Here is a 2,763-nt window from a genome sequence, read left to right as displayed (position 1 = left end):
TCGGTGGATATACCGTACCACACTTAATAAATACGACTCCTCATCCACTACGATAGCTTTGTACCTACCCCTGAACAGCGGACCATCCCGATGATGTCTCCTATTATAACGTTGGGTATACAACCCATCCAAGTGACGCATAATGCGGGATAGATTGGCTTGAGGGGTTTGAAGAAGAACGTGGTAGTAATTTCCCATCAAACAATAGGCAAACACTTCAATGCCCCACATCTGATGGCATTCACCCAGCAGGTTTAAAAACAATTCTCGGTCCACCCGATCAGTGAAAATTTTCTGATAGGCAAGACCCCGGTTCATGACATGGTAATAGGCATCGGGATATTCGATTCGAAGTGGGCGGGACATGAAGGGAGCCTACCATAGTTTCAAACATGAATTAAGACGAGATTTGACCCCCTTTCCCTTTCGAAGTGGACGGGATATGAGTAGAGGTTACCATAATCCCCAAACATGACTCAAGACGAGATTTGACCTCTTTTCCCCTTTTCTTTATTGCATTAAAGATGGAGCTGGCTTGGAGGAAAACGCCGGTGGGCAGGGTGAATCATAGATTACACTGGTTCACTAAATTCACACAAAATACTTGACAGTACCTAAAAACAGATGATAAATCTTGTTTGAACTGGCAAGGTCCACCATGAATCAGAACGAGACCCCTTTTTCTGACCCCTTTTTTAATGCTTAATGTTAAAGAGCTTAAATACACACTTCGCGATGCCGTTTCACGGCTATCAGCCAAAGACGTAAAAGCGACCGCGGGATTTGAATCCGGATATGGTGCATTTCATTTTACTGTTCCTGAGGAAGTACAAAAAATATTGAATTTTCCTCTGGGAATAAACTCCGAAACAGCTTCAGTTATTTTCAATATTGGAGTTCGCCAGATTTGTAATCAGATGATAGAGAACGAATCGGTTTTAACTGAAAAAATGTTATCCTCTGCATGCCAAACAATCGTAGATAATTTACAGGATTCTAAAGGCAAACATCTCTTTATTTTTTTTGTTCCAAGCATCACCCTGGCGGTAAAAGAGAGCATCGAAATTGGCGGTACAACTCTTCGGAAAGCATCTGTCGCTGATGCCGAACTTCTAGAGGGAAGAGCCGACATTATTTTAGAACGAAATGTTGGTTCCCAAGGTCCGACCGATAAAAAAGATTTTCTTAACCGTTATTTGAATAGTACTCTCGTCCAGTTACGATTTTCCGGATTCCATTATAAAGACGAATTATCATTTCCAGCGCACGAAGCGTGGAAAACATTTGGGCGTGTAGCCGCTTATCTCATGATCTGCAAAGAGGTTCTTCAGATTCCGGAAAAATATCCCGATTATGGTCGGGATCACAAGAGTTGGCCCTGGGATGCTTTTATGGTTGGGAAGCGGGGAAGAGCTCCCCTTATTCCGATTTATTCTACTGGACACCAATTCTCTATATACGGACTCGATTTTGAAATTGACCCACATTTGCTTGATTATTTGTATAAGTATTGTTACTTACAAGAGTTTAACCGACTCTGCAAATCTCATACTGAATTACGGGATAAAATTTACAGATCGCTGGATTGGTTTCTCAAAGGTTGTCGGGAGGATGATCCAACGGACCAATTGGTCTGTTCCTTCATCAGTCTGGAGTGCCTTTTTGGGATGGGAAGTGACTCTTTAAGCTCCCAAACCGGCGATTTGGCGGAAAATATTGCTCTCCTAATTCATTCGAAAAGACCCGAGAGAATTGAGGAAAAGAATTTCTTTAAGAAAAAGGTCTATCCCCTCCGGAACCGGATAATGCATCACGGGCACATGTTCGAAGCAAAAGATGAACCGGTTTCTGACCGGCTTAAAGTCTATATAATGTACGGGGTAATTAATATTTTAAAGCATTTGGATGCAATTACAAAAGATGGAGGGCTTCGGAACTTTTTTGAGAAAGTAAAAATGACCGCTTCAATTTAAACCAGGAAAGGAAAGGGGAAAGTCGAAAGGGGTCGAAAGGGGTCAATGAAAGGGAGAAAGAAGAAAGGGGTCAAATCTCGTCTTGGCTCAACCTTCGAGAACCTTTTTAATTGCCCCGTATTTTTGCAGGACCTTTCCTCCTTTCTCTAACTCCTTCCTCATCCTTCTAATTGTACTACTTACCCCTGAATATCCTCCCAGTTTAAATTCCTTTCCGATTTCCTCTTGCCTCATCCCCCCTATCCACCGGCACACATACATCCCCATCGCCCTCGGTTCGTTCCTCTCCCCTCTCCTGCTTTCTTTGATTTCTTCCTCTTTTATCCCATATACTTTCCTTACCGCCTCTAAGCACTTTTCTATTGTTTCTCGAATGGATCGTTTTGCTTCGGGTATTTTTTGAACCTTCTTCCCCGCTCTTTTTATTTGCTTCCGTATCTTCTCTACAAAACTCTCTCCCCCTAATACGGGCACCCATTTCCGACTGGAATAAAACCTCCTTAATCTGTCTTCTACCTCAGTCCCCATATACTCCTGAAATGCCTTTAACCGCCCCTTTTTAGGAAACCGCCCCAATACCTGCTTCACATCCAACCATTAGGGCTTTTTCTCTTTTTTCATATACATCCGATAACTGCTCCATGGATACCGATCTAAACCTCGAACCAACCCTGCTTCAACAGGATTTCGGTGGATATACCGTACCACACTTAATAAATACGACTCTTCATCCACTACGATAGCTTTGTACCTACCCCTGAACAGCGGACCATCCCGATGATGTCTCCTA

General features: G+C 42.8%; 4 protein-coding genes. 1 reads left to right on the top strand and 3 read right to left on the bottom strand.

What is annotated here, in order from left to right:
• A partial coding sequence (locus tag VGB26_03360) for a transposase (protein HEX9756822.1) occupies positions 1 to 366 on the bottom strand: 366 nt, incomplete at its 3' end.
• 332 nt (positions 367 to 698) lie between these two features.
• On the opposite strand from VGB26_03360, the gene VGB26_03355 reads away from it, so the two are divergent.
• Positions 699 to 1,973, top strand: coding sequence for a hypothetical protein (locus VGB26_03355; protein HEX9756821.1), 1,275 nt, complete (start codon positions 699 to 701; stop codon positions 1,971 to 1,973).
• 87 nt (positions 1,974 to 2,060) lie between these two features.
• Here the strand turns inward: VGB26_03355 and VGB26_03350 are convergent, their stop codons facing one another.
• Together VGB26_03350 and VGB26_03345 are read right to left on the bottom strand one after the other, a co-directional pair.
• Positions 2,061 to 2,561, bottom strand: a complete 501-nt coding sequence (locus VGB26_03350) for a helix-turn-helix domain-containing protein (GenBank protein HEX9756820.1) — start codon at positions 2,559 to 2,561, stop codon at positions 2,061 to 2,063.
• A 9-nt stretch (positions 2,562 to 2,570) separates the two neighbouring features.
• On the bottom strand, positions 2,571 to 2,763 hold a 193-nt coding region (locus VGB26_03345), incomplete at its 5' end, for a transposase (GenBank protein HEX9756819.1).

This window comes from Nitrospiria bacterium (genome assembly GCA_036397255.1).
Taxonomy (GTDB): Bacteria; Nitrospirota; Nitrospiria; order DASWJH01; family DASWJH01; genus DASWJH01.
The sequence above is the reverse complement of the archived record's forward strand: the minus strand, read 5'-3'. Positions and strand labels throughout refer to the sequence as shown.

What these genes read in the sequence shown, in the direction of transcription:
- VGB26_03355 (HEX9756821.1), top strand. Translation starts at nt 699, where the DNA reads ATGCTTAATGTTAAAGAGCTTAAATACACACTTCGCGATGCCGTTTCA.